The sequence below is a fragment of the Aeromonas sp. 602200 genome (assembly GCF_049173895.1).
GTDB classification, from domain to species: domain Bacteria; phylum Pseudomonadota; class Gammaproteobacteria; order Enterobacterales; family Aeromonadaceae; genus Aeromonas; species Aeromonas veronii_A.
Map to the genome: position 1 here is coordinate 1 of NZ_JAAKSL010000006.1, position 25,260 is coordinate 25,260.

At 60.8% G+C, this 25,260-nt stretch carries 21 protein-coding genes; 12 read left to right on the plus strand and 9 right to left on the minus strand.

Annotated elements, in window-relative coordinates; genetic code table 11:
* The first annotated feature begins 386 nt into the window (after positions 1-386).
* Together tmaR and G5221_RS09185 are read left to right on the plus strand one after the other, a co-directional pair.
* On the plus strand, positions 387-704 hold the full coding sequence (gene tmaR / locus G5221_RS09180; protein WP_005336024.1) for a PTS system regulator TmaR: 318 nt from the start codon (positions 387-389) through the stop codon (positions 702-704).
* 208 nt (positions 705-912) lie between these two features.
* The gene (locus G5221_RS09185; RefSeq protein ID WP_421263137.1) at positions 913-3,996 is read left to right on the plus strand and encodes a transglycosylase domain-containing protein; all 3,084 of its coding nucleotides are present in this window, start codon (positions 913-915) and stop codon (positions 3,994-3,996) included.
* A gap of 109 nt (positions 3,997-4,105) precedes the next feature.
* Here G5221_RS09185 and yidA read toward each other — a convergent pair whose 3' ends face one another.
* The 4 genes from yidA to G5221_RS09205 form a co-directional block, all read right to left on the minus strand.
* The gene (yidA, locus tag G5221_RS09190; RefSeq protein WP_421263138.1) at positions 4,106-4,915 is read right to left on the minus strand and encodes a sugar-phosphatase; all 810 of its coding nucleotides are present in this window, start codon (positions 4,913-4,915) and stop codon (positions 4,106-4,108) included.
* Between the two features lie 101 nt (positions 4,916-5,016).
* The gene (locus G5221_RS09195) at positions 5,017-6,684 is read right to left on the minus strand and encodes a DUF342 domain-containing protein (RefSeq protein ID WP_421263139.1); all 1,668 of its coding nucleotides are present in this window, start codon (positions 6,682-6,684) and stop codon (positions 5,017-5,019) included.
* Positions 6,685-6,969: 285 nt separating this feature from the next.
* Entirely contained in the window at positions 6,970-8,121 is a 1,152-nt protein-coding gene (locus G5221_RS09200) for a competence/damage-inducible protein A (RefSeq protein WP_421263140.1), read from the minus strand.
* 53 nt (positions 8,122-8,174) lie between these two features.
* Positions 8,175-9,413, minus strand: coding sequence for an HD-GYP domain-containing protein (locus G5221_RS09205; RefSeq protein ID WP_201937853.1), 1,239 nt, complete (start codon positions 9,411-9,413; stop codon positions 8,175-8,177).
* A 144-nt stretch (positions 9,414-9,557) separates the two neighbouring features.
* Here G5221_RS09205 and metA point away from each other — a divergent pair, with 144 nt between their 5' ends.
* Positions 9,558-10,505, plus strand: a complete 948-nt coding sequence (gene metA, locus G5221_RS09210) for a homoserine O-acetyltransferase MetA (protein WP_227341866.1) — start codon at positions 9,558-9,560, stop codon at positions 10,503-10,505.
* Here the strand turns inward: metA and G5221_RS09215 are convergent, their stop codons facing one another.
* Positions 10,506-11,024 (minus strand): cyclin-dependent kinase inhibitor 3 family protein, encoded by a 519-nt coding sequence (locus G5221_RS09215; protein WP_216980033.1) that lies wholly within the window; start codon positions 11,022-11,024, stop codon positions 10,506-10,508.
* Positions 11,025-11,167: 143 nt separating this feature from the next.
* Here G5221_RS09215 and G5221_RS09220 point away from each other — a divergent pair, with 143 nt between their 5' ends.
* Entirely contained in the window at positions 11,168-11,638 is a 471-nt protein-coding gene (locus tag G5221_RS09220) for an Lrp/AsnC family transcriptional regulator (protein ID WP_005336001.1), read from the plus strand.
* Positions 11,639-11,729: 91 nt separating this feature from the next.
* On the opposite strand, the gene G5221_RS09225 is transcribed toward G5221_RS09220, so the two are convergent.
* Entirely contained in the window at positions 11,730-13,694 is a 1,965-nt protein-coding gene (locus G5221_RS09225; RefSeq protein ID WP_421263141.1) for an LTA synthase family protein, read from the minus strand.
* A 259-nt stretch (positions 13,695-13,953) separates the two neighbouring features.
* Here G5221_RS09225 and G5221_RS09230 point away from each other — a divergent pair, with 259 nt between their 5' ends.
* Complete coding sequence (locus G5221_RS09230) at positions 13,954-14,211, plus strand: DUF2442 domain-containing protein (RefSeq protein WP_421263142.1); 258 nt, start codon at positions 13,954-13,956, stop codon at positions 14,209-14,211.
* On the opposite strand, the gene G5221_RS09235 is transcribed toward G5221_RS09230, so the two are convergent.
* Positions 14,208-14,468: a hypothetical protein gene (locus tag G5221_RS09235; protein WP_421263143.1), complete on the minus strand. Its 261-nt coding sequence runs from the start codon at positions 14,466-14,468 to the stop codon at positions 14,208-14,210. The two genes, G5221_RS09230 and G5221_RS09235, sit on opposite strands and share 4 nt — an antisense overlap.
* Between G5221_RS09235 and G5221_RS09240 the strand changes: the two genes are divergently transcribed.
* Complete coding sequence (locus tag G5221_RS09240) at positions 14,457-16,424, plus strand: TonB-dependent copper receptor (RefSeq protein ID WP_421263144.1); 1,968 nt, start codon at positions 14,457-14,459, stop codon at positions 16,422-16,424. The genes G5221_RS09235 and G5221_RS09240 overlap by 12 nt on opposite strands.
* A gap of 109 nt (positions 16,425-16,533) precedes the next feature.
* Positions 16,534-18,162 (plus strand): alpha-amylase family glycosyl hydrolase, encoded by a 1,629-nt coding sequence (locus G5221_RS09245; protein WP_421263145.1) that lies wholly within the window; start codon positions 16,534-16,536, stop codon positions 18,160-18,162.
* A gap of 83 nt (positions 18,163-18,245) precedes the next feature.
* Here the strand turns inward: G5221_RS09245 and G5221_RS09250 are convergent, their stop codons facing one another.
* Positions 18,246-19,685 (minus strand): RimK family protein, encoded by a 1,440-nt coding sequence (locus G5221_RS09250; RefSeq protein ID WP_236767012.1) that lies wholly within the window; start codon positions 19,683-19,685, stop codon positions 18,246-18,248.
* A 186-nt stretch (positions 19,686-19,871) separates the two neighbouring features.
* On the opposite strand from G5221_RS09250, the gene G5221_RS09255 reads away from it, so the two are divergent.
* The 3 genes from G5221_RS09255 to G5221_RS09265 are packed head-to-tail and all read left to right on the plus strand — an operon-like array spanning position 19,872 to position 21,474.
* On the plus strand, positions 19,872-20,393 hold the full coding sequence (locus tag G5221_RS09255; protein ID WP_421263146.1) for a GNAT family N-acetyltransferase: 522 nt from the start codon (positions 19,872-19,874) through the stop codon (positions 20,391-20,393).
* A 31-nt stretch (positions 20,394-20,424) separates the two neighbouring features.
* Positions 20,425-20,670, plus strand: coding sequence for a DUF3624 domain-containing protein (locus G5221_RS09260; RefSeq protein ID WP_266134723.1), 246 nt, complete (start codon positions 20,425-20,427; stop codon positions 20,668-20,670).
* Positions 20,671-20,727: 57 nt separating this feature from the next.
* Positions 20,728-21,474 carry an SDR family oxidoreductase gene (locus G5221_RS09265; RefSeq protein WP_266134724.1) on the plus strand — a complete coding sequence of 249 codons (747 nt, stop codon included), beginning with the start codon at positions 20,728-20,730 and terminating at the stop codon, positions 21,472-21,474.
* A gap of 61 nt (positions 21,475-21,535) precedes the next feature.
* On the opposite strand, the gene G5221_RS09270 is transcribed toward G5221_RS09265, so the two are convergent.
* Complete coding sequence (locus tag G5221_RS09270) at positions 21,536-23,008, minus strand: C69 family dipeptidase (RefSeq protein ID WP_421263147.1); 1,473 nt, start codon at positions 23,006-23,008, stop codon at positions 21,536-21,538.
* Between the two features lie 472 nt (positions 23,009-23,480).
* Between G5221_RS09270 and G5221_RS09275 the strand changes: the two genes are divergently transcribed.
* Positions 23,481-23,936 carry a hypothetical protein gene (locus G5221_RS09275; RefSeq protein ID WP_033115559.1) on the plus strand — a complete coding sequence of 152 codons (456 nt, stop codon included), beginning with the start codon at positions 23,481-23,483 and terminating at the stop codon, positions 23,934-23,936.
* 143 nt (positions 23,937-24,079) lie between these two features.
* Positions 24,080-25,231 carry an iron-containing alcohol dehydrogenase gene (locus G5221_RS09280; RefSeq protein ID WP_421263148.1) on the plus strand — a complete coding sequence of 384 codons (1,152 nt, stop codon included), beginning with the start codon at positions 24,080-24,082 and terminating at the stop codon, positions 25,229-25,231.
* Positions 25,232-25,260: the final 29 nt, after the last annotated feature.

Here is a 25,260-nt window from a genome sequence, read left to right on the forward strand (position 1 = left end):
AAGGCCTTTTTGCTATGGGCGGTTTTTACCCACTAACCCCGATGGTTGCACACCAGAACCAACACAAAGCCCAGTCTCACGACCGCGCGTTGGTGTTTTTAGCGTGTTAAACAGCCAGTATTAGCATTTATCTGCAGGAAGAGAACTAAAAATCCTGTCATTTCCTCCATTTTCTATCTATATCAAGCCCTTATCTGATGGATTACTGGCTATTTTAACTGGTTTACTTTTGGCCAAACTCTGTTCATGGCGCGCGATTAGGGTTGTATCTCGCTTATAACTCGGTAGAGTAAGGGCATCTTGAGTTTGCCTGTCCCGCGCCGAGTTTGCCGGGTTCCAGGTGTAACTTGGCCAGTTTTTATCAACCTTAAGTCAGTGGTATCGATATGGAACAAGTAAACAAGTCCACCTTCAGCGATGTACTGGAATATGTGCGTATGTCCCGTCGCCAGAACAAACTCAAGCGTGAAATTGCGGATAACGAGAAAAAGATCCGTGACAACCAGAAGCGCGTGCTGCTGCTCGACAACCTGAGCGACTACATCAAGCCGGGCATGAGCATTGATGATGTGCAGGCAATCATCGCCAACATGCGTGCCGACTATGAAGAGCGCGTGGATGACCACATCATCAAGAACGCCGAGCTTTCCAAAGAGCGTAAAGAGCTGAGCACCAAACTGAAGGGCATGAGCTCTCACAAGTAAGCGTTCAGCTTTTGCTTAAAAGACACCGGCCACTGGCCGGTGTTTTGTTATCAGCTCTGATCTCTGCCACTCCTGCAACAATCGGCTCCCCTTTTTAGAATTGCCCTGTTACCATCACTACAAAGCGGTCAATAGTTTCAAGCCATTGACTTGAAAAGACTAAGCTTGAGTGAAACACAATAAATTGCGCAACCATGGTGGGGCTGATATGGGCGCATCAGAACAGACGGATTTGACACAAGTGGCATCTCAAGATTCATCTGTCCAGACCTCGGACGGGAACCCAAAGCGCAAGCGTCGTCCCTGGTGGCGTTGGCTGTTCTGTTTTCTCTTTTTATTGTGCCTGGGGGCGGTGATCGCTCTGGTTGGCTATGAGATGAAAACCTCGAAGCTGCAATCTCAGGAGATCTCCCGCTATGCCGCCAAGCTCACCTATCAGGTCGAGCCAGGCCAGAGCAAGCAGATCGCTTTCCCTGAGGATGGCCCGTTCGACAAGCGGCTCGGCTATGTGCAACTGCCGATGATGCAGGAGCGTTTGCTTCAGCGGGGCTATGAAGTCAGCAAGCAGGTGCATTTCTCCGACGCGCTCTATGACTACGCCAGTCGTGGCTTCTTCGTGCCCTATACCGAGAAGGTGCAGGCTGGCCTGACGCTGCACGATTGCCGCGCAGAACCTTTCTATCAATTCAAGTATCCGACCCATCACTATCCGGATTTTGACTCCATTCCGCCTCTTGTCATCCAGTCGCTGCTGTTTATCGAGAACCGCGACTTGCTGAGCAACGAAGAGCCGTTGGCCAACCCGGCGGTCGACTGGCCCCGTTTTGCCAAGGCCGCGCTCTCTCAAGTGGGCAAGGCGCTCGATATGCAGGATCAATCTGCCGGTGGCAGTACCCTGGCGACCCAGGTGGAGAAGTATCGCCACTCGCCGGATGGCCTGACCCTGTCGCCGACCGAGAAGATCCGTCAGATGGCCTCTGCCAGCGTGCGGGCTTATCGTCTCGGGCCGGAAACCCTCGAAGCGCGCAAACTGGTCGCCTGGGCCTACCTCAACTCGGTACCGCTCTCGGCTGCGCCGGGATATGGTGAAGTGCATGGTCTGGGAGATGGTCTCTGGGTCTGGTTTGGTGCCAATGTCGATGACGTGAACCGTCTTCTGGACCCCGCCCGCAACCAGAACACACCGCTGGCCGAACAGGGGCTTGCCCTGCGTCAGGTCGTCTCGCTGATGATTGCGCACCGCCGTCCCTCTTACTATCTGGCTCAAGGGCGAGAGGCATTGGCTACCCTGACCGACAGCTACCTGCGCCTGTTTGTGCAGGAGGGAATGATCACGCCACCTCTGATGGAGGCGGCGCTCAAGGCCAAGATTACGTTTCGTGACTTCCTGCAGTCCCCGGCTATCACCCGGGTGAACAACAACAAGGGGTTGCAGGTTGCCCGTACTCGCCTGAGCCGTCAGCTCGGAGTACAGCTCTATGACCTCGACCGGATGGATCTGACCGCCGATACCAGCCTCAACATGCCGCTGCAGAACGAAATCTCCCGTTATCTGCAACAGCTGGCCGACCCGACGTTTGCCGCTCAGGTAGGGCTGTTTGGTGAGCGCCTGCTCTCGCCGGAGAAGACCGGCGATGTGCGCTACAGCTTCACCCTGTTCGAGAAGTCGCCGGAAGGGTTCAAGGTGCGGGTGCAGACCGACAACACCGATCAGCCGTTCGATATCAACGAAGGTTCAAAGCTGGAGTTGGGCTCAACCGCCAAGTTGCGGGTGCTGACCACCTATCTGGAGATCGTGGCCGAGCTGCACGACAACTATGCCGGGATGCCGGTCGAGAATCTGCGCAAGCTGGCTGCCGTCTCTCAGGACAACCTCAGCCGCTGGGCCATCTCCTATCTGATGACGGCTCAGGACAAGAGCCTGCCTGTGATGCTGGAAGCGGCGCTGGATCGCAAATACTCCGCCAGCCCCAACGAAGGGTTCTTTACCGGTGGCGGCATGCACACCTTCAACAACTTCCGCCGCGAGGATAACAATCGTATTCCGACGTTGCGTGACTCTTTGCGTGAGTCAATTAACTTGCCCTTTGTACGGCTGATGCGCGATATCGTGCGCTACAGCCTCTACAAGGAGGGCAACCGTGCCCAGTTGCTCAAGGATGACAAGGATCCCCGCCGTCAGGAGTATCTGGCCAAATTTGCCGACAAAGAGGGCCAGACCTATCTGCTGCGCTTCTGGCGCAAATATCGCGGCAAGACTCCCGAGGAGCAACTCGATACCTTCCTCGACGGTCTCAAGCCGAGTGCGGTACGTCTGGCGGCGGTTCACCGCTACCTGATGCCGGAAGCCAGCGAAACCGCATTTGCTGCCTTCCTGGCGGAGCGGTTGCCGCGAGAAAAGCTGAGTGCCAAGCGGATTAATCAGCTCTACGTCAGCTATGGACCGGGCAAGTATTCACTACCGGATCAGGGCTACATCGCCCGGGTTCACCCGCTGGAGCTGTGGTTGCTGGCCTATCTCAAGGAGTTCGACAAGGCCACCTTTGCCGATGCGGTGGCAGCCAGTCGTGACGAGCGGCAAGAGGTCTACAGCTGGCTGTTCAAGACCCGTCATCGCAGTGCCCGTGACAGCCGGATCCGCACCATGCTGGAGGTGGAAGCCTTCCTCGATATCCATCAGCGCTGGGCCAAGCTCGGTTATCCGTTCGACCATCTGGTGCCTTCGCTGGCGACCGCGTTGGGTAGCTCCGGTGACCGTCCGGCTGCACTGGCCGAGCTGATGGGGATTATCCAGAATGGCGGTGTCCGCTCGCCAACCCTGCGTATCGAGCACCTCTCGTTCGCCAAGGGGACGCCCTTCGAGACCGAGTTTGAGCCGCAGCACACCGAGGGTACCCGGGTGATGCCAGCAGAGGTGGCGGCCGCCCTGCGCAGTGCGCTCTCCAAGGTCGTTGAAGGGGGCACGGCAAGACGTATCGCCGGAGCCTTTACCCTGCCGGATGGCACTGTGCTGCAGATGGGGGGCAAGACCGGGACTGGGGATAACCGGATTGAAACAGTGGGCCGTTATGGCAACGTGACCAGCTCGCTGGCGCGCAACCGCACCGCGACCTTCGTTTTCTATCTGGGTGAGGATCACTTCGGTACCCTGACCGCCTATGTACCGGGTAGCCAGTCTGACAAGTTCCGTTTCACCTCGGCGCTGCCGGTACAGGTGCTCAAGGGGATGGCTCCCCTGTTGATGCCCTACCTGCAACCGGGCTCCCATACCCAGTGTCTGGCGAACCAGTGATGCGCACGAATTACCGCTCATCACGCAGATAACTGACCAGAAAAAACGGGGAGGCTGACAGCCTCCCCGTTTTTATTTCCTTATCGGGCGCCGCTGCGCTCGATTGCGATCAGGCATTCAGTACGAACTGCTCGATCACCTGAGCCACACCATCTTCATCGTTGCGGGCAGTGGTGTGCTGGGCGAGAGCCTTGATCTCGTCGGTGGCATTGCCCATCGCAACCCCGAGGCCTGCGTATTCGATCATGTGGCGATCGTTGCCCGCATCCCCGACGCAGATCACCTGATCGGCGGTCAGGCCAAGGTGCTCGGCCAGTGCGGCCACGCCGGTTCCCTTGTTGCTCTGCTTGTTCATGAACTCGAGGAAGAAGGGGGCACTCTGTACCACGGTATAGCGCTCATAGAGCTCTGCAGGCAGTCGCTCGATGGCCCGGGAGAGCTGGGGCGGCTCGTCGATCATCATCACCTTCATGATCTGCTCGTCGGCAGGCAGGGTGGCGAAGTCGATCAGATTGATCGGCATGCCGATCAGGCGAGATTCGTGCTCGGTGTAGGTACTGACACGGGGGCTGATCAGTCCACGGGTGACCGAGAAACCGTGGACGTTCACCTCCAGCTCGTCAGCCAGTCTGGCTATGGCGCTGGCGTCACTGCCGGTCAGCAGCTGGCTGCGGATGATGCGCTGATCGGCAACCTGTTGCACCAGGGCGCCGTTGTAGCAGATGACATAGTCATGCTCTGTGGTGAGGCCGAGCTCTTCCTGATAGCGGCTCATCCCTTCCAGCGGCCGGCCGGAGGCCAGCACTACGGTGACTCCTTTGGCACTGGCGGCCGTGATGGCGGCGTGGGTGCGGGGAGTAATCTGGCCCTGCGGGTTGAGCAGGGTGCCATCCATATCCAATGCGATCAGCTTGTACATCTCTCACTACCTGAGTCTGGCTGGCCCGCCCGGTGGGGCCAAGGAAGTGGCGAGTGTAGCGAAAATCGACGGCGGGATCACGGTCGATGCGGATGGTTCACCTAGCTGTGCCCCTCGTAAGGGGTCATCTCCAGCTGCTCGTCGTGAATAGTCAGGCGGGTAGGGCCTCGGGTGATGGTGACTTTGCGTTTGAAGCAGGCCATCTCGACCTCGATGCCGGAAAACAGATGCTGGGTGGCGATCACCTCCATTTGTGCCATCAAGCTCTGCATCTCTTCATGGTTTATCGTGATCTGTTCGTGGATGAGGGTCAGCTCTGCCAACTGGTGATCCCGGATTGGTTTGAGTTTGCGCAGGGTATCCGGATTGCGTTTATCGCTGGGCAGTTGCAGCAGCCTCATCACCAGCGCCTTGATCTTGTCGAGTTGAGCCTGGCACTCCTGCTGACGAACCTTCAGCTGGATCTCCTGCTCCTTGTGGGTGAAATAGCCACCGAGGATCTGCAACCGGGTATGGTTGGCGGCCTCGGCCCCCAGGCTGGGGGCCATGATGAGACGGTTGGCTATGCTGGTGCCACCCAGCAGGGTGCCTTTGCGCATGCTGCTGTCACCCACCTTGATATCCTGCCCGCTGCGGCTATAACAGTGGCTGAGCTGACTCTGGATCTGGATGTCGCCCCCAGCTTCAAGTTGCGCATACTGGGCGTAGCTGGCGTGGATCTCCCCCTGCGCATTGAGCTGACAGAGGTACTCCCCTTGCTCGTTGCGGCGGCCAATGATGCCGTGGCGAACCGTGATGCTGCCGCCGGCCTCGATCACGCCCCCTTCAATAAATCCACCGATGACGATATCGCCGCTGACCCGCACCTTCATGCCCGGATTGACGTCGCCATTGACGATCAACCCCCCTTCAAAGGTAATGTGGCCGTGACGAACATCTACCTGTTTGACGGTGAGCACCTCATCCACCTTCATGCCCGCTTTCTCCTGACAGGGCAGGCCTGCCCGACCGGCGATCAACAGATCGGGATCGTCGGGGGAGATAAAGGTGCCCTCGCCAGCGCTCATCGGGCTGTCCTTGCCATTCTTGGCGGGCAGCTCCTGGCCTGTCACGGTAAAGCCGGGCACTCCCTGGGTGGCCGGATGACGTCGCATCAAAGGCGCCCCGGCTTTGACGGTGACGATGGAGCCGAGATCCCGCAGGTCGACCTTGCCATGATCCAGTTCCTGTGGTTTGAGGATCCGTTCGGCCGGAGTCTCCACCAGCCGCTCGTAACGGGTGTCCTCACCATTTTGTGCAGGTTGACCACGAGCGATGACCAGCTTGAGCAGGGTGCCGGGGGATGCCTCCCTGGCGGACTGGATGGCGGCGGTGAGCAGTTGCTCACTCACCCCCTGTTTGATTTCGCTGATGGCGATCGCCTCTTTCAGCTGTTCCAGCGTCACATACTTGCCCCCCCAGTCGGCAGTGATCTGGGCGATGGCGCTCATGCGATCCTTCTCCACTATTACGGCGAGTCGGGCATCCTGACGCTTGCCGATGGGGATGGGGTTGGCGGGGACGGGGGCGGCAGGGTTGGTGAGCAGGGTATTGAGCAGGCTGATGGCCTGTTTGATCCCCTCGGGCAGCGGCTGATAGCGGCGACAGTTGGAAGCGAGCAGCAGAGCCTGCACATCCTGTTCCGTGACAGGTTTGGTGAGACCGGCGGCAATCCGCAGGCAGACCAGTTCCATATCGCTTGATAGCAGCAGCCACTCTTTGCTTAACACCGCATCTCCTTGCCTGGTGGGGAGAGGGGCGCTCGGTTTTCCCCTCTACTGTCATTTAATCTCTCTGTGATGAATAAAGCGAGTCGCCAACCCTGAGAGTGGGCAGTATTCAGATATTTCTTCTGAATGGTCAATGAATTGAGGTCGGATCGGTGACAAGAGACGGATAAATCGTGGTCGTATAAATGGCGTTCTGTTCGGTGATGACGCCAAGAGGGATGCCGGAGAGTGACCGGATATATCAGCCAGCGGCATGGCCTGCACGGGCCGGGTGAGGGATTGTGGTTAACCGCCGCGTTGTGTCGTTCTGTCCAGCGTGAGGTACTTGCCGAGTACCGGCTCGTCCAACAGGTGGCGGCGCAGCATGTCGAGGGCGGCAAAGGCGAGGATCTTGCGGCGGCTCTCCGGGTCGGGGTGGCTGACCTTGACTGTCTGACCGATGTGCATGCCATCGGCGCTGAGCAGCAGTGGCACTCCCTCTGGCCCCTCTCGCCCTATGGTCAGTTGCAGGCCCGCATCGGTCGTCGGTAGCTGCGCCAGCTCATCGGCCAGTTGTGTACTGAAGTTGGCCTCCAGCCGGGAATGGCCGTGACAAAGCGCCAGCAGGGCGCCGCCACTCTCTCCCTCCAGCAGAAACAGCGGCCTGCCTTGCAGCAGCGCGAGGATCTGCTGCGCCGGTTCCGTATCTCCGCAGCCAGCCAGCCAGGGGCGGACCGTATCCAGCAGTCGGCGCTCGGCACTCTCCATATCAGCGGCACTGGCGCCGTGGCCGATCAGTTTCAGCTCGATAAGGGGCATGGAGGATCGGTAACCCAGCTCGATACCCATCGGCCAGGGGGCGCCATCCAGCATATCGCTGAGGGCCGACTCCGAGACGCCGAAGGTGTAAAAGCGACGCAGCTCGGTATCGATCTGTGCCCCGGCCAGCTGTTTGAGGCGCGGCAGAATTTGCTCGCGCACCATCTGCTTAAACTCGAACGGCACGCCCGGGGTGAAGAAGAGCTGGCTCTGGCCACTTCGCACCACAAAGCCGCAGGCGGTGCCGACCGGGTTGTCGAGGATCTCGCACCCCTGTGGCAACCAGGCCTGTTTGGCATTGCTTTGTGCCATGGGGCGGCCACGGCTGGCGTAGCGCGCTTCGATGGTAGCGAGCCAGTCGGGGAAGAGGGTGAGTGGCTGGTCAAAGGCCTCGGCGGCAGCCTGAGCGGTCAGGTCGTCGGCAGTGGGCCCGAGTCCGCCACACACCAGCACCACCTCGGCGCGGCTGGCACTCTCTTGCAGCACCGTTTTCAGGTCGGCGAGGTTGTCACCCACCGTCAGGCGATGGCGCACCTGCCACCCCTGTTCCAGCAGCAGAGCGCTGAGCCAGGCCGCGTTGGTATCCACCACCAGACCTGTCACTATTTCGTCTCCGGTACTGATGATCTCGATACGCATGGCAGGCTCCTTGGATTAAACAGGTGGCAATGGTTGGCCTCGGGCCAACACAATCAGGCTTTGTTGTGCTCGAAGTAGTAGCTGATCCGGGTTCGCGGATTGAGGTACTCGAACACGGCGGGCGGCAGCCGTTTGGGGTGGATCACCTTGGCGATCGACAGTTCGGCTTGCTGCAGGTCGATGATGGCGGCTTCCTGACGGGGAATGCGCGGATCGTACACCAGCACCGAGGGGTAGAGCAGGCGGGAAGCGTTGACCGACATCACCAGCCCAACCTGACCGTTGGAGAGTTGCACCACGCTGCCGGGGGGGTAGATCCCCATCAACCGGATCAGCATGCTGAGGTATTCCGGATTGAACTGCGCCTTGCGCTGCTTGTAGAGGCCGCTCAGGGCCGAGTAGGGCACCTTGGCCTGCATGTGGCAGAGGTTATCGTACTCGTTGATCAGCGACACCATCTGGGTGAGCTGATCGAGCTGGCCGCCCTTGAGCCCTTCCGGCCCGCTGCCATCGAGATATTCGTGGTGGTGCAGCACTATCCCCTTCGCTTCCGACGGGAAATCCTTGGCCAGATTGAGCAGATCCAGCCCGTAGCGCGGGTGCTGGGCCATCAGGTTTTGCTCCGGTCTAGTGAGCGGCTCGGTCTTGCGCAGGATCTGGCTCGGGATCTTCAGTTTGCCGATATCGTGGAACAGCGCCCCCATACCGATATGGCGGATCTGGTCGGCAGACATGTTGCACTCCTTGGCCAGCAGCATGCTGAGTACGCTGACGTTGAGGGAGTGGAAGTAGAGGTTGTTGCCATCCTCGCTGTCGGAGACCAGATGGAGCACCATCTCGTCCACCGAGAGCAGCTGTTCTGTCATGGCGTTGACCAGCTCCTGCGCCTCGCCGATGGCATTGAGGGGGCGGGACTGGAGCTTGCTCATCACGCTGCGCACCTGGGCCAGCGACTGCTGAAACTGTTTCTCGCACTGCTGCAGGTTGCGACGATACTGCTGCAACTGCTCGATGCGGCGGTCCTTCTCCTGCTGCATCTGAGCCTGGCGCTGGGCGGCGTCTGCGCTCTCTTGTGGTTGAGGCTGTACCTGATTGAGGGGCTTGGGCGGAACGTCGCTCTTGTCGGGAATGATGGTGACCAGTTTCAGACCGAGTCGGCGGATCAGCTCGATCTCCTCTTCATTCTTGATCTTGAAGCTGGAAAACAGGAACGGGTGTTCGCGCCACCCCAGTGGCAGGGAGACATAGTTGCCGACTTGCAGTCGATCTACGGAAATCTTGATACCGGTCATTATCTTGGATGCAGGGGAGATACTGAGCCGTATGCTAGTCAAAGGCGAGAGTGAATACAAAAGGTATCTGATGACAGGGTGGGAGCTTTATTATAGGCTTCTGGATGTCCAGACATATTTACCGATGCAGTACAGGGAGTAAGCATGCCGATCAAGATCCCGGATCAGTTGCCCGCAGCCGAAGTGTTGGGGCAGGAGAACATCTTCGTGATGACGGAATCCCGGGCCGTCACCCAGAACATCCGCCCGCTGCGGGTACTGATCCTCAATTTGATGCCCAAGAAGATTGAGACCGAGATCCAGCTGATGCGGATGCTCTCCAACTCGCCGCTGCAGGTGGATGTGGATCTGCTGCGCATTGATGACAGGGAGTCAAAGAACACGCCGCAGGCCCATCTCGAGAACTTCTATCACGACTTCGAGCAGGTGCGTGGCAACAACTACGACGGCATGATCATTACCGGCGCGCCGCTCGGGCTGGTGGAGTTCGAGGAGGTGGTCTATTGGCCGCGTATCGTCGAGATCATCGAGTGGTCCCATCAGCATGTTACCTCCACCCTGTTCCTCTGCTGGGCGGTGCAGGCGGCGCTCAAGGCACTCTACGGCATGGAGAAGCAGACCCGTGGCGAGAAGCTCTCCGGTGTGTATCATCATCATCGCCTCGATGAGCACGAACCGCTGCTGCGTGGTTTCGATGACGAGTTTGTCGCGCCCCACTCCCGCTATGCGGCGTTTGATGGCGATTTGATCCGCGCCCACACCGATCTGCAGATTTTTGCCGAGTCAGAAGAGGCGGGGGTTTATCTGGCGGCGACCAAGGATTGTCGTCAGGTGTTTGTCACCGGGCATCCGGAGTACGACGCCCTGACTCTCGATGGGGAGTACCAACGGGATCTGGCGGCGGGCCTTGACCCGGCTATTCCGGTCAACTACTACCCGAATAACGATCCGGGCAAGACCCCGCGCGCCAGCTGGCGCAGCCATGGTCATCTGCTGTTTGCCAACTGGCTCAACTACTACGTCTATCAGCTCACCAGCTATCGGGTGGAGGATATCGGCAAGGTCTTCACCTATGACCAAGGGGGCAAGTAGTCAGTCGCCCAGCTCCAGCCGCTGGGCCAGCTGGTCGAGCCATTGGCGGTGGCAGGCCAGGGTAAACGCCTTGGGTCTGTGGGCCTTGATAGCGGCCATCGCTTCTTGCTGTGGCTGGCCGAGGGTCATCAGCAGCGCGGCGGCGACCAGACCGGTACGACCGCTGCCCCCTTTGCAGTGGATGACCAGATGTTTGCCATCCCCCAGCAGCTCGCGCAGCTGCGGCAGCGCCTGTTGCCAGGCGGCCTCGAAGGCTGCATCGGGGGCCAGATCATCCTCGATGGGCAGGTGGAGCCAGCGCATTCCTTCGTGCTCGACCTGCTGGCCGAGCTGCGCCAGTTCGAGTCGGGTCAACTCGGCGCTCGTCATCAGGGTCACCACCCCGTGGGCACCGGCCAGCCGCAGTTGATCGAGCGCCAGGGTCAGCGGCACCTGCTGGGTGCCGGGGCAGGGGGTCAGCAGCAGCTGACCATCGACACGGGGAACCTCAAGGCTCCAGAAGGGGTGATACGGGTGCATGGCGGATCCTCGCGTGGTGGCCGCAGGGCTGCGGCCGGTGAATGGCGCCAAGGATAGGCGGGGCAGGGGGGATGTCAATGGCCGTTGTGTTTGCCCCGGTTTACGGGCAGAGTCTAAAAAATTGAGCGGTTCAAGGAGTTAAGATGAGAAACCTGGATCAACTGGATTTGGATATCCTGGCCCATCTGTTTCGGGATGCGGGCATGACCAACAAGGATCTGGCCGCGCTGGTGGGCGTTGCCCCCTCCACCTGTCTGGAGCGGGTGCGCAAGTTGCAGCAGGATGGCGTGCTCAAGGGAGCGCACTGCGAAGTGGATTATCAGGCCCTCGGTGGTCACATCCAGGCCATGGTCTCCCTGCAGCTGGCCCGCCACAGCCGGCAGATCATCGATGCTTTCCGCGATGCCATTCTGGCGCTGCCCGAAGTGATCAGTCTGTTCCACATGGGGGGCAAGGATGATTTTCTGGTGCACCTGTGTGTCTCCGACACCGAGCACCTGCGCAACTTCGTCTTCGATCACTTCACCTCCCGCGAAGAGGTGGTGCACCTCGAAACCTCGCTGGTATTCGAGCACAAGTTCAGCCGCTCCCTGCCCTGCTTTCCTCAGCCATAATGGTCAGTGGGCCGACGGTATGGATAGATGGAAAAAACCGCCAGCTGGCGGTTTTTTCCATTCTGCTATGGGTTGAATCTGCACGGGTGGCTCAATTGGCGGCGGTGCGTTCATCCTTGGCCGTCTGATAGAGGCTCTTCTGATAGGCCATGCTGCCCCACAGGGCAAGACCGAGGGCATCCTCCTTCAAGGCGTCCGGCTGCGCCGCCAGGGTCAGCTTCTCGCTGGCACCATCGTAGACATAGCCTTCTGCCGCACGCTCCGGTTGCAGTATCACCACATCCTTGCCGCGCATCAGGGCGAAGTTCTTGTCGTACTGCATGATGGCGCGCCCCGGCCAGTCGGCTGGCATGCGGGTCAGATCCTTGCCGAGCATGGGGTAGTCGGCACTGATCCCCATCAGGGAGAGCAGGGTCGGCGCCATGTCGATCTGGCTGACGATGCGCGGATCCTTTCTCGGTGCAATACCGTCGCCCACGATAACCCCCGGAATATGGAAGCGGGGGATGGGCACCAGACTGGCGCCACCGACCCGGCTGTCGTGATCGGCGATGACCAGGAACAGGGTGTCTTTCCAGTATTCGGACTGTTTCGCCCTCTTGAAGAACTCGCCGATGGCGTAATCCGCATACTTGGCCGCGTTGTTGCGGGTCTGTTTGGGTTGTTCGAACAGTTCGATGCGGTTGTCCGGGAATTCAAACGGATCGTGATTGCTGGAGCTGAACACCAGACTGAAGAAGGGTTTGCCCTCTTTGTGCAGCGACTTGAAGGTCTCGTCGGCCTTGGCCATCAGATCCTCATCGGAGGCGCCCCAGGAGCCCTTGAACACCGGATTGTCGAAATCCTTCTGCTCGACGATGGTGGTGAAGCCATTGCCGAGGAAGAAGCTGCGCATGTTGTCGAAGTGACTCTCACCGCCATAAATAAAGCTGGTGTCGTAACCCCGTTGTTTGAGCAGATCCGCGATGGTGAAGAAGTTGGTCTGGCTCTTGCCGAGTTTGACCACCGACTGTGCCGGGGTTGGCGTGAAGCCGGTCAGTACTGCCTCGATACCACGCACCGAGCGGGTGCCGGTGGCGTAGAGCTGCTCGAAGGCCCAGCCCTGCTGCGACAGGGCGTCGATGTTGGGGGTGAGCGGCAGGCCACCGAGGGAGCCGACAAACTGGGCACCCAGACTCTCCTGCAGCAGGATCACCAGATTCTTCGGTTTACCCTGGAAGCTCGCCTCGTTGAAGGTCTGGCTGGGCAGCAGATCGGAGTTGAAATCACTGGCCGGACGGCCACTCTCCTTGCGCATGATGTCGAGCACCTTCTGCTCGGACATCTTGCCGTAAAACTGGCCGGCATCCTCCTCGGCGCCCATCTGCTTGATGGCAAAGAAGAGGGAGTAGGCGGAGTTGACGGTGAGCGAGTTGACCAACGGATCCTCGGCAAAGGCGACCATGGCCGGGTTCAGGGCGCGGTGGCCGAGACTGGAGCGGGCACCGAGAAAACCTATGGCCAGAATGAGCAGGGCGAAGGCCGGACGCAGATACCAGCGGGGGAAGCTGAGACCACGCACCAGACGGCCACTCAGCCACCAGCCGCTGGCCAGTACGGCGCCACTGAAGAGCACCGCCAGCAGCAGCTCGGCTTTGCGGCCCGCCCACAGCATGGCGAATACCTCTTTTGGATAGATGAGGTACTCCACATAGAGGCGGTTGGGGCGCACGCCATACTCGGTGACAAACGAGGGGGTGGAGATCTCGAGGAACAGCATCAGCCAGAGTCCGACGGTCAGCCAGACACGCATCAGTTGCAGCCAGCCTCGACCGATGGCGTGGGGGCCTGCCAGCAGCAGGGTGAGCATGGCGGGGACACCCCAGACCCAGCAGAGGGTCGCAAAGTCGACCCGGATCCCTTGCAGCAGCATCTCCTGCCAACCGGCCACGGTATCCACCCGTTCCAGTTGCCAGAGACCGAGGGCGATTCGGCTGAAAGAGAGAGAGAAAAGCGCGATCGCGCAGAAGATGGCGAAGGGCCAAAACGGGCCGAGTCGCTGTTTTAGGTCTGTCATGTTTGTTCCTGAATGAGACTGTAAACGTCTGTCCACAGACGTTTTTTTAGTTGTTGTGAGGTTATGACAGATCGAATTGGTTAAGGTTGCATTCAAGTTTGTTAAAAGTCGGCATTAACACATTTATCATCTAAAAATGTGATGTCGCGCCACTAATGAGCACAGAATAATCTGCTGGATAAAATGTGAGCCACAGCGTGTATGGATGGGGAGTTGGTGTTTATAATTGCCGCGAATTATCTCAATCGGAGCCGAAGGGATGCCGGTCTTTATCGATGTCGAGTATGTGCGGGGATGGCGCCTGTTTCTGGTGTTATCGGATGGCACCACGGGGGTGCTGGATCTGACCCCCTGGCGAACCCAGCCGCTGTTTGCAAAGCTGGAGAGCGAGCGTCACTGCGCCCGGGTCTTCATCAACCGTCACCACCATCTGGAGTGGCCTGTTGGCTGCACGCTATCCGCTCATGAGGTCTATCACCTCATCTCTCCCATCGATGAGCGGGAAGCCTTCAGCTAATCCCCATTTTTTGTGAGCCAACGCCAGATTCCTGTTACTGGAATGTTTGCCCGTTTGCCTTTCTGAGCCGACTTGGGTAAAACCTGCGCAACATTTTGCCAACTTGCCTTCGCTTTACCTGACAGAGGCTTGCCGCTTTCGCGCCGCAGGCCTTTTTTGCGGCCTGATGGCAAACCCTTCCCTTGCTGAAAGGTTTGATTGGTTGAATGAAAATAACAAAACAAACAAATACATAAGGAAAATGTATGGCTTGTCATATGCGCACACCCCTTGCCCTGCTGGTTGGTGGGCTCGCCTGTCACGGCGCTGCCGGTCAGGAGTCGGTGCAACAGCTGGACCCCATGGTGGTGGTGGCAACCCGCCCGGCCAGCACACTTGAAGTGACGCTGGATCCCAAGAAGCCCGGTTCCCCCATGCCCGCTGCCGACGGCGCCGGTTATCTGAAGAATGTCACCGGCATGAGCATGGTGCGCAAAGGGGGGCTCGGTGGCGACCCTGTGCTGCGGGGGATGGGGATGTCCCGCCTCAACGTGCAGATGGATGGCGGCATGCTGGCCGGTGGCTGTGGTGGCCGGATGGACCCGCCCACCGCCTATGTGTTCCCCCAATCCTTTGATCGGATCCGGGTGCTGAAGGGGCCACAATCCCTCGAGCAGGGAGCCACCCTGGCGGGAACCGTGCTGTTCGAGCGGGACAGGCCCGAGTTCACCGCACCGGGCCTCAAGGCCGATGCCTCGGCCCTCTATGGCAGTTTTGGCCGCGATGACCAGATGGTTGATATGACGGCGGGCTCGACCGATGGCTATCTGCGCGGTCAGTTCACCCACTCCGACAGCGATGATTACCGCGATGGTCACGGTAACAAGGTGCGCTCTTTCTATCGCCGCGAGAACGGCACCGCCCAGCTGGGCTGGACGCCGGGGGAGCACACCTGGCTGGAGCTCACCGCCGAGCGCAGCAATGCCCGTGCCGCCTATGCGGATCGCACCATGGATGGCCCCATGTTTGATCGCGAATCCTTCGGGCTGAAGCTCAAGCAGGAGCAGATCACCACTCACTGGCAGCGCAGCGAGCTGACCCTGTGGGATAACTACATCGACCACATCATGGACAACTTCAGCCTGCGTCAAAACAGCGGCATGAAGATGCTCTCCAACCCGGATCGCCGCAATACCGGCGTGCGCTGGGCCAACGATATCGCCCTGCCTGCCGACTGGCTGCTGACCGCCGGGTTCGACAGCAATCGGGATCAGCATCGCAGTCGGAGTGGGGTCGACTATGCCACCAAGGATCGCCAGCGCACCCTGCGTTTCGAGCAGCAGGGCGGCTTCGCCGAACTGGGTCGTCAGCAGGGGGCTCACAGCTACAAGGGCGGTTACCGCCAGGATAGGGTCGAGACCACCCGTTATGGCGCCGGTGAACAGACCCTCTACAGCGATACCCTGAGTCTGAACAGCGGGTTTGGCCGCTACGAATATCAGTGGTCGCCACGCTGGTCCAGCTATCTGGCCTGGGGGCAGGCAGAGCGGGCGCCGGATTACTGGGAGCGCAGCAAGGACAGTACCCCGTTCACCCTCAACCCGGAGCGCAGCCGTCAGTGGGATGCGGGGCTGGCTTTGCGCAGCCGCGAGCTGGACCTGACCCTCTCCCTCTTTAGCGCCGACATCAAGGACTACCTGCTCTACAACAGCAAGTCGAACAAGGTGCGCAATATCGATGCCCAGACCCGGGGTGGCGAGCTGGAGGGGCGCTGGCAGTTTGCCGAGCAGTGGCGTCTCGATGGTGGTCTGGCGGTGGTCTATGGCGAAAACCAGAGCGACAACAAGCCGTTGGCCCAGATGCCACCGCTCGATGGCAAACTGGCGCTGGGCTGGCAGCCGGACGAAGCGCTGAACTTCACCCTGCTGGGACGCGCCGTGGCGGCGCAGGAGCGGGTAGATCTCTGGTCCGGCACCGTTGCGGGTCAGGATCAGGGGGAGACTCCGGGCTTCTTCACCATGAACCTGAGCGGCGCCTGGCAGTTTGCCAAAGGGTGGCAGCTCTCGGCCGGAGTGGACAACCTGTTCGACACCTTCTACTACGAGCACCTCTCCAAGTCGGTGCACGCCAGTCAGGCAGGGCTGGGCTACGAGCAGAGCGGCCGCATCCCCGAGCCGGGTCGTTCATACTGGCTCTCTGTCAACTACCGCTTTGCCTCGGCTGGTGTGCTCTAACCAGTTGAGTCAGATAACGTTTTCAGTCACAGACACCGCTGTGTGAGCATCGCTATCATGGTGAAAAACAGGCGTATCAGACGCCTGCTCTCACAGCGGGAACATAACAATGAAACAGGGAACGTTACGCTATGGCGGCCTGCTTGGGGCCGCCCTGTTACTTGCGGCTTGCGGCGGCAGCGGTAGTTCAGGAGGGGAGAGCGCTCCCCCCGTTGTCAATCCGCCGGTCACCCACCCTCCGGTCGCCACGGCCAGTCGTGCCTGCTATGGCGACGTTCAACCCGCCTGCAACCTGCGCATCTATCAGGTAATGGTGGAGTCGTTTGCCGATGGTGACGGCAGTGCCAACTACGGCGTCGGCTATGGCCCCTCCCAGCACAACGGCGATCTGCAGGGGATCATCGATAGCCTCGACCACATCAAGAGTCTCAACGTCAACGCCATCTGGCTCACCCCGGTGTTCGATTCCTGCGCGGGGCAAGGCGGCGATAACAAGCTTGATGCCACCGGCTACTTCGCCTGCGACTTTTTCACCGTGGATCCCAACTTCGGCAGCAACGCCCAGCTGAAAAGGCTGGTGGATGGGGCGCATCAGCGCGGCCTCTACGTCTTCCTCGACGGGGTGTTCGGCCACGTCAACAAGGTGGGGGTGAGCAAGCCTTCACCGGCCGGCTTGCTGCCCGCCCTCAAGAGCGGCGGTGCCGGCTATCCGGGTCAGCTGGTGGATTACAGCCAGCCCCAGAGTCTCGCCTACTTCAAGGAGGTGGCCCGCTACTGGGTCGAGCAGTACGGCATCGACGGCTGGCGTCTCGATCAAGCCTATCAGCTGAGCCTCGATGAGTGGCGCGCCATTCGCCGCGAGGTGGAGCAGGCCAGCGCGGCGCGCAAGGCCGCCGGTCAGCAGTGGGGCACCCTCGGCTACATGGTGGGCGAGGTGTGGAAGGGGGCCGACGAGATCCGCGCCCAGGCGTATGGGTCGAGCGACAATCCGGCACTCTCGTCTGCGTTCGATTTCCCGCTGCGCTACGGCATCCTGCAGGCGCTGGCGGTGGAGGAGTCCGGCAAGGGCGGGCAGGGGGCCAGCGTGCTCGACGCCAGCTGGAACAAGGTGGAGAACTACCCGAACCACGCCATGCCGAACTTGATGCTCGGCAACCACGATCTGGTGCGTTTCGGCGATCTGCTGGAGCGAGGCCACTTCAATCCGGCGGAGTACTGGCAGCGCCACAAGGCCGCCTTCAGCTTCCTCGCTGCCCGCTCCGGCCCCATCACTCTCTACTATGGCGAGGAGTTTGGCGACGAGGTGCCGGGCTTTGCCACCAAGGTAGGCGGTGACTGCGCGGCGTTGGGATTGTGCGACGATCACGTGGCCCGCAGCGACGGCAAGGTGCCCGCTGTCACCGGTTTTGTGCCAAATAGCGAACAGGCTGAGTTGAAAGAGTGGCTTGCCCAGCTGCTGGCGATGCGCGCAGCTCACCCCGCTCTCTATCAGGGAGAGCGAGTCAAGCTGGTGGCCGAGGGTAGTCTCTATGGTGACATCAAGCAGACGGCGGGGGAGCAGATAGTCTACCTGCTCAACCTCTCCACCACGGCGCTCAGCTACAACCTGCCTACGGGCAAACTGCGCAGTGGCAGCGCGCTGGTGGATCTGCAGAGCGGGGAGAGTCTGGCCATTGGCGGCAGCAGCGTGACGGTGGAGATACCGCCCTTGAGCGGGCGTTTCCTGCGTCTGCAATAAGTCAGCCGCAGCACGCTTTGATATGAGAGAGGGCCCCATCGCGGGGCCCTCTTTGTCATTGTGGGCGATAAAGTCATGGCGGGTTATGCGGTGGTCTGGCCCCGGTTTTCTAGCCGCTGGCGGAAGGCGCGGGCCAGTCGCTCGTAGAGATCCTGCGCCTCCTTGTCTTCGATATCGCCGCGGATCCAGGGGTTGTCGACTATCTCCAGCAGCACGCAGTCACGCCCTTGCTGGCGCAAGTCGAGCCCGTAGAGGCCATTGCCGAGCTGATGGACGGCGCGGCGGGCGGTCTGCAGCACCCGCTCCGGCACCTCGTTAAGCGGCAGCGCCTCGATGCGGCTCATGTCGAGAGGGTGCTTGCGGCGGCGAATGCGGTTGCCGGGTTCGGGGCGGAAACGGCGGCAGGCAAACAGCGGCGAGCCGTCGAGAAAGCCGATGCGCCAGTCGAACTCGGCGGGGATCCGGCTCTGCACCAAGAGCAGGGCGGAGCGGCCCAGCCCCTCGTCCAGCAGCCGGGCCAGCTGTTGCTCGTCGCTGGCCATGGCGAGATCGCGCCCCTGTGCCCCGTCAGGCACCTTCACCATCAGTGGCAGGCCGAGCCGCTGCACCAGCTCATCCACATGGTGGCGGCCGCGGCGGGTCACCACCATGGTGGGCGGCATGGGCACGCCGCTGCGCACCATCAGCTCGTAGAGATAGAGCTTGTTGCTGCAGGCGAGGATGGCGCGGGAGCTGTCGATCACCGGCATCTTGAGCTGTTCGGCGCGATGGGCAAATTCGAAGGTGTAGTGGCCGACTGCGGTTTCGGCCCGCAGCCAGAGGGTGTCGAACTCCGGTAGCCGTTCGATGGCCGACGGTGGCAGGATCTCGGCCCGGATCCCCTGCGAGGCGGCAGCTCGGATAAAGCGTTCCAGCGCCAGCCCGTCACTGCTGGCACGGCCATCATCGGGGTCGACCAGAATGGCGAGCTGGTAGAGCGGCGCCGCCTGCTCCTCATCACCGGAGCCCACCAGCGCCTGGGCGTGGTGCAGCATCAACTCTTTCTCGCTCTGACTCAGCTCCAGCGGCGACAGGCTCTGCTGCTGGCGCACGGACCAGCCGTGGCGACCGCGCTTGAGGGTCAGCTCCTGCAGCGGCAACTGGCTCAGGCCGTAGTAATAACGCGCCAGCCCCGCCAGCTCGCTCTGTTCACACTGGCCGAAGATGGCGCGCACTCTAATCCGATCCTCGCTCTGCTGGGCCAGCCACCCTTGTGCCTTGCGCCACAGCTTGGCCGGTGGCTGCTGGGGTTGCAGTCGGCTGATGGCCTGCAGACCCGGCAGACAGTGGTGGCCGCGTGCCTGGGCCAGCAGCGAGCAGTAGTAGCCTGCGCTAAGGTGTTCCAGATTGCGGCAGAGGTTGATGATGCGGGGTCGGCCGCCGGTGGTCGGCACGCCATGTTGCAGATAGGTGCGGGCGGTCAGCAGATAATCGGCATGGCAAGGCCAGTCGCCCAGCTCTTCGACGATGACATAGGTACTCATATTTTCGGCTCCACAGATCAGACTGCCTGAACAGGCAGGATCCCCAGTGGGCTTCGATGCACCGACAAGCACGACAATGGCGCGAGGGGAAACAAGAGGTTACAGTGCCTAATATGACGCCTTGGTAACTTGTGATACAAGTCGCATTTTTGGTGCTGAGGATAAATAACCGAACAAGGACTCCCCGTGTTGACCGTACGTGCGGCCCGAACCGATGATCTGGGCGCCATCGTTAATCTGGAACGCTACTGTTTTCCTCCCGAGGTCGCCTTTGGCCGCAGCCGCTGGCACTATCTGCTGGCCCATGCCAAGGGGCGCACCCTGTTGCTGCTGGACGAGAAACATCAGCTGATGGGCTATCTCTGCCTGCTGGAGCACAGAGGCTGGGATCGGCTGGTCATACAGGCGCTGGCCATCCGCTGGACGGTGCGCCGTCTGGGCTGGGCCCGCCGCCTGCTGGAGCAGGTGATCCACGAGGGCAAGGCCGCTGGCTGGGGGGCGATCCGGCTGGAGGTGGCTGATGCCAACGCTGAGGCGCTGGCGCTCTATCAGGGATTGGGATTTCGTCCCCAGCAGCGGCTGGCGGACTACTATGGCCGCGACCAGCATGCCCACCGACTGGTGCTGCCGCTGGTTAGCGATGAGGAGCGTGAGCGGCGCAGAGTGGCTCGCACTCAGGCTCGTAAGCCGTCTTCACGGGCCAACTGATCATGTTGAACGAGCAGAATCGAGGAGCAGGATGAGCTGCGACAACTGTCTTGCCTCCGCCATCAGGGCCAAGCTGGGGCGCTGTCCGGTCTGCGCCGGCCAGACCTTTGCCATCGGCATGGTCGGCTGGCTGGTCTGGTGGTGGTGTGGCGCCGACACCTCGGTCAACGCCCTCACCGCCCTGCTGTTTGCGCTGGGTGGCTCGGCCCTCTTGCTGCTCCATCTGGCTGTATTTGTCTGGCGCAAGGCGACCGGACGTGAATTGAGCGATGAATAAATCAGATTGGTTTCAACAACATAAATAACAATATCGGTTGAGATAATGGAGGTTCAGATGATAGCAATGGTAACGGGCGCCTCGTCCGGTTTTGGTGAGTCCATCAGCCGCCAGCTGGTGCAGGCGGGCTACAAGGTGATCGGTACCGGTCGCCGCGCCGAGCGGCTGGCCGCGCTGGCCGACGAGCTGGGCGAGCAGTTCCTGCCGCTGGCGTTCGACGTGCAAGACAAGGCGGCCACCCGCGCTGCCATCGCCGCTCTGCCGGCCGAGTGGAGCGAGGTGGATCTGCTGGTCAACAACGCCGGTCTGGCGCTGGGGCTGGAGCCTGCCCACAAGGCGGATCTGGAAGATTGGGAGCAGATGATCGCCACCAACATCAGCGGTCTGACCCTGCTCACCCGCCTGCTGCTGCCGGGCATGGTGGCGCGCAATCGCGGCCACGTCATCAACATCGGCTCCATCGCGGGTACCTACCCCTATCCGGGCGGCAACGTCTACGGCGCCACCAAGGCGTTCGTGAAGCAGTTCAGCCTCAACCTGCGCGCCGATCTGGCGGGTACCGCCGTTCGCGTCACCAACGTGGAGCCGGGCCTGTGCGGCGGCACCGAGTTCTCCAACGTGCGCTTCCACGGTGACGACGCCAAGGCGGCCTCCGTCTATCAGGGGGTGGAGGCGATCCAGCCGGAAGATATCGCCAATACCGTGCTCTGGGTGAGCCAGCAACCGGCCCACATCAACATCAACAGCATCGAGATCATGCCGGTGGCGCAGACCTTCGGCCCGCTCAATATCAGCCGTCGCTGATCGCTGGATTGGCTGAAACGAAAGAGGCTCCCGTGGGAGCCTCTTTGCGTTGGCGAGCCGATTACAGGCTCATGATCTTCTTGAACTCCTCCGGCGAATACTTCTTCTCGGTGCGCTTGGTCAGATCCGTCATCAGCTTGTAGCGCAGCGTTTTGGCCATCTGATAGGTCTGCTCCAACTGGCCATAGGAGTAGTCGGCGGCCAGCCCGATGGCGGTAGCCTTGTCGCTGGCATAGGCCTGCTTCAGGCTCTTGTCGAGCAGGGCCACCTCCTTGTAAAGCTTGCTGCTCTCCTTGCTCCAGACGCCGCGCAGCAGCGGCAGGTACTTGTCCGGATCGGCGCTGGCCAGCGCGGTCAGGCTGCGGAACTGCCAGTAGGCGGAATCATCGGAGTAGCTGTCGCTGCCGGTGCGATAGGGCAGGGGATAGTTTTCCAGGGTGTTGTAGAGCGGCACCATGACCGATTCAGCCAGCACGCCGTAGCTCTGCCAGATCAATCCCTGCAGTTCTTTGGGCATCTCCTTGCGCAGCTGGATGACGTGGGATTCCAGCTGGCGATCGATGCGGATCGGCCGCTCCGCCTTGCCCGCCAGCGGCGTGCCCTCATAGGTGGTGCTCAGCAGCCTGGCCACGTCCGGCACGGCGATGGGGGTATCCGGCTTCATAAAGAGCGGATATTGCGCCTGCCGGGTCGGCTGCGGGTGGCTGGCGGTCAGCATGTTCTGGCCGAGCCACTCCCGATCCACGTTATACGGGTCAGCGATGACCCCGAACGCCTTGGCGAAGTTGAACTCTTTCGGGTCGGCGTTCTCCAGCAGTTTGTGTTCGCGTACAAACTCCAGCAGCTTGGGCGAGTGCAGCACATCGGCGCTGTCGAGATTGACGCCGTGGATGCGCAGGCCGTTGGCCACCATGGCATAGCTGTCGTCCGGCACCCGCACCGCGATCCAGTGGTGGCCGGAGCCGATCTCCATCAGCCAGGCCTCGTTCACATCCGCCAGATAGAGGCTGTTGCCCTCACCGGCGCCATATTGCTCCACATAGCGGCCAAGCAGCTCGACCCCCTCTTTGGCCGTCTTGGCCTGCGGCAGGATCAGGGTGGGGATGATGGCTTCAATCACGCCCTTCTCGATCAGCGGATCGGCTTTCTGGGCCTTGTCGTTGACCTCGGCACTGGTGGTGGCCGAAATGGCGACGTTGAACTCGTTGATGCCGCGCTCCTCGTAATACTTGCCGTCCGGGTCGCTGGCTGTGGCATCCCAGTCACGAATGGCTGAGTAGGCGAAAAACGCCTTTGGCATCGGCACTTCCAGTCCGTTGCCCAGTTTCCAGACCTTGCCCTCGTTCTGCTGCGCGGGCCGGAAGGCGAGGTACTTGTTCCAGTTGTTGACGCCAAAATCCTCGTTTCTGGCGATCATCACGCTGCCATCGGCACTGGCCCCCTTGCCGACGATGAGGCCGGTACAGGCGTCGGCACTGGTGCCAAGCAGGGTGAGCAGGGTGGCGGAGAGAAGACTCAAGGTGTGTTTTTTCATCGTTATGCCCGAAAGGTTGCGGTGAGTGAGAGTCAGACGAGGGGATGAGGTGTGGGGAGGCCGCAACTCCGAACTGGCAGCGGAGCGAGCTCGGCAGATTGGTCTGCCTGTTATTGGTTTGACGAACAGATCATCCATGACACGGCTGGCTGGTTGCGATGTGCGCCAAAATTGTATTCCTGAGTGGTTGTTTGTTTTGTGATCGACGGAGCGTTCCTGCGGTTTATAGGGGGCCGCGTTTTTGAGGCAGCGGTATGTGTCGGAAATTGGGGGGAAAGCAGCGGATGAGTCATGATTCTGACGCTGCGTCGGGGCTGTAACCGCAGGCAAGCTTGCCAGAGCGGGGATCTCGCCCAATCTGACAAGTTGGCCTGTAACTTGCTGGTTTTATTGTCAAAGGTGGGGCCAGACCCCATACCGCCGCATTCAGTCGGCTCGCTCCGGCGGGTCGGCATACAGAACGGGAGTCTTCATGGATATCAAACCCTACAGCCAGCAGCTTGCCCAGAGCGCCTCCAACAACCGCGCCCTCGCCACCCTTAACAGTGCCAGTAGCGGTGGTCAGGGTGGTGGCTGGGAGGAGATGGTCAGCCTCTCCACCCAGCGCATGACCGGTCAGGCCCAGCAGGTGCTCACTTATGAACATCTGGCCAAGAACAGCAAGCTGCCGCCGGCGCTCGACATGAGCTCCGACAAGGGGGGCGTGGTGCAGCAGCTGGTGGACAAGGCACTCGGGTTTGATCGCAAGAAATTCAACGAGATAGAAGACAAACTCAAGGCTATCGCCGACAACAAGAAGCTGACCCCGGAAGAGCGGGCCGAGCAGAGCAAGCCGCTCAACGAGCAGAAAGATGCGATGCTGAAAGAGGCAATGGATCGCCTGACCGGCAAGAAGAGCTCATCCAAAGATGAGGCTAAAACCGCCTGATCCAGTCACTGTTGTGTGAGATACCCGGTCGGCACAGATGGGCCAGTGTCGACCGCCGATGGGCAAACTTCTGCCCCCTCTTTTGACCTCACCTCCCCACAGGCGCACAATGTCCGCGCATTGAGCCAGTCGAGGAGTCCGCCGTGTACAACTTCCAATATGCCAATCCGACCCGCATCTGTTTCGGTGAGGGGCAGATCGCCAGCCTGCCCGAACTGCTCCCGCCCGGCAGCCGGCTGCTGGTGCTCTACGGCGGTGGCAGCATCAAGCAGAACGGGGTGTATGAGCAGTTGACCCGGGCGCTGGAAGGGGTGACGTGGCAGGAGTTTTCCGGCATCGGCGCCAACCCCAGATTCGAGCTGTTGATGGCGGCGGTGGCGCAGGTGAAGCGCGAGCGCATCGACTTCCTGCTAGCCGTCGGCGGTGGTTCGGTAGTGGATGGCACCAAGTTTGTTGCGGCGGCCGCCTGCTACGAGGGGGATGATCCCTGGGATATCTGCGGTAAACAGGCGAGTGTACACAAGGCGCTGCCGATGGGCTGTGTGCTGACCCTGCCAGCCACCGGCTCCGAGAGCAATCCCACCTCGGTGGTGAGCCGCGGGGATGTGAAGGTCTCCTTCAGAAGCTCGCTGGTGCAGCCGCAATTTGCGGTGCTCGACCCGACCACCACCTACAGCCTGCCGCCGCGCCAGACCGGCAACGGAGTGGTGGATGCTTTCGTCCATATTGCCGAGCAGTACCTCACCTTTCCTGTGGGAGGCGAGGTACAGGATCGGCTGGCGGAAGGTTTGCTGCAGGTGCTGGTGGAGAACGGCCCCAGGGCGCTGGCGGAGCCGACCAACTATCAGGTGCGGGCCAATCTGATGTGGGCGGCCAGTCTGGCGCTCAACGGCCTTATCGGTTGCGGGGTGCCGCAGGATTGGGCCTCTCACGCCATCGGTCATCAGCTGACGGCGCTTTACGGGCTCGACCACGGCCAGAGTCTGGCCGTGGTGCTCCCCTCACTGCTCCGTGAGCGGGCGAGCCAGAAGCAGGACAAGCTGGCCCAGTTTGCCGAGCGGGTGTGGCATTCGACCCGCGAGGACAAGGCCCTGCGCATCGAAGAGGCGATCATCCGCACCGAGCAGTTCTTCCAGAAGATGGGATTGGGGACCCGGCTTACCGACTATGGCCTCAGCGAAAGCTGCATTCCGGCGGTCTGCTCCAACCTCAAGCGGGTTGGGCGCACCGCACTTGGGGAGCAGCAGGATATCGACCCGGATCGGGTGGCGCGCATTCTCTCCCGGGCGCTATAAGCCGGCATCGGTTTGTTTCCCTGGCTGAT

Excerpts from the sequence above, each read along its gene's own strand:
- G5221_RS09265 (WP_266134724.1), top strand. The coding sequence starts at position 20,728 with ATGATAGCAATGGTAACGGGCGCCTCGTCCGGTTTTGGTGAGTCCATC.
- metA (WP_227341866.1), top strand. The coding sequence starts at position 9,558 with ATGCCGATCAAGATCCCGGATCAGTTGCCCGCAGCCGAAGTGTTGGGG.
- G5221_RS09240 (WP_421263144.1), top strand. The coding sequence starts at position 14,457 with ATGGCTTGTCATATGCGCACACCCCTTGCCCTGCTGGTTGGTGGGCTC.
- G5221_RS09205 (WP_201937853.1), bottom strand. The coding sequence starts at position 9,413 with ATGACCGGTATCAAGATTTCCGTAGATCGACTGCAAGTCGGCAACTAT.
- G5221_RS09215 (WP_216980033.1), bottom strand. The coding sequence starts at position 11,024 with ATGCACCCGTATCACCCCTTCTGGAGCCTTGAGGTTCCCCGTGTCGAT.
- G5221_RS09270 (WP_421263147.1), bottom strand. The coding sequence starts at position 23,008 with ATGAAAAAACACACCTTGAGTCTTCTCTCCGCCACCCTGCTCACCCTG.
- G5221_RS09225 (WP_421263141.1), bottom strand. The coding sequence starts at position 13,694 with ATGACAGACCTAAAACAGCGACTCGGCCCGTTTTGGCCCTTCGCCATC.
- G5221_RS09250 (WP_236767012.1), bottom strand. The coding sequence starts at position 19,685 with ATGAGTACCTATGTCATCGTCGAAGAGCTGGGCGACTGGCCTTGCCAT.
- G5221_RS09245 (WP_421263145.1), top strand. The coding sequence starts at position 16,534 with ATGAAACAGGGAACGTTACGCTATGGCGGCCTGCTTGGGGCCGCCCTG.
- G5221_RS09185 (WP_421263137.1), top strand. The coding sequence starts at position 913 with ATGGGCGCATCAGAACAGACGGATTTGACACAAGTGGCATCTCAAGAT.
- G5221_RS09275 (WP_033115559.1), top strand. The coding sequence starts at position 23,481 with ATGGATATCAAACCCTACAGCCAGCAGCTTGCCCAGAGCGCCTCCAAC.
- G5221_RS09260 (WP_266134723.1), top strand. The coding sequence starts at position 20,425 with ATGAGCTGCGACAACTGTCTTGCCTCCGCCATCAGGGCCAAGCTGGGG.
- G5221_RS09220 (WP_005336001.1), top strand. The coding sequence starts at position 11,168 with ATGAGAAACCTGGATCAACTGGATTTGGATATCCTGGCCCATCTGTTT.
- G5221_RS09230 (WP_421263142.1), top strand. The coding sequence starts at position 13,954 with ATGCCGGTCTTTATCGATGTCGAGTATGTGCGGGGATGGCGCCTGTTT.
- G5221_RS09235 (WP_421263143.1), bottom strand. The coding sequence starts at position 14,468 with ATGACAAGCCATACATTTTCCTTATGTATTTGTTTGTTTTGTTATTTT.
- G5221_RS09200 (WP_421263140.1), bottom strand. The coding sequence starts at position 8,121 with ATGCGTATCGAGATCATCAGTACCGGAGACGAAATAGTGACAGGTCTG.
- yidA (WP_421263138.1), bottom strand. The coding sequence starts at position 4,915 with ATGTACAAGCTGATCGCATTGGATATGGATGGCACCCTGCTCAACCCG.
- tmaR (WP_005336024.1), top strand. The coding sequence starts at position 387 with ATGGAACAAGTAAACAAGTCCACCTTCAGCGATGTACTGGAATATGTG.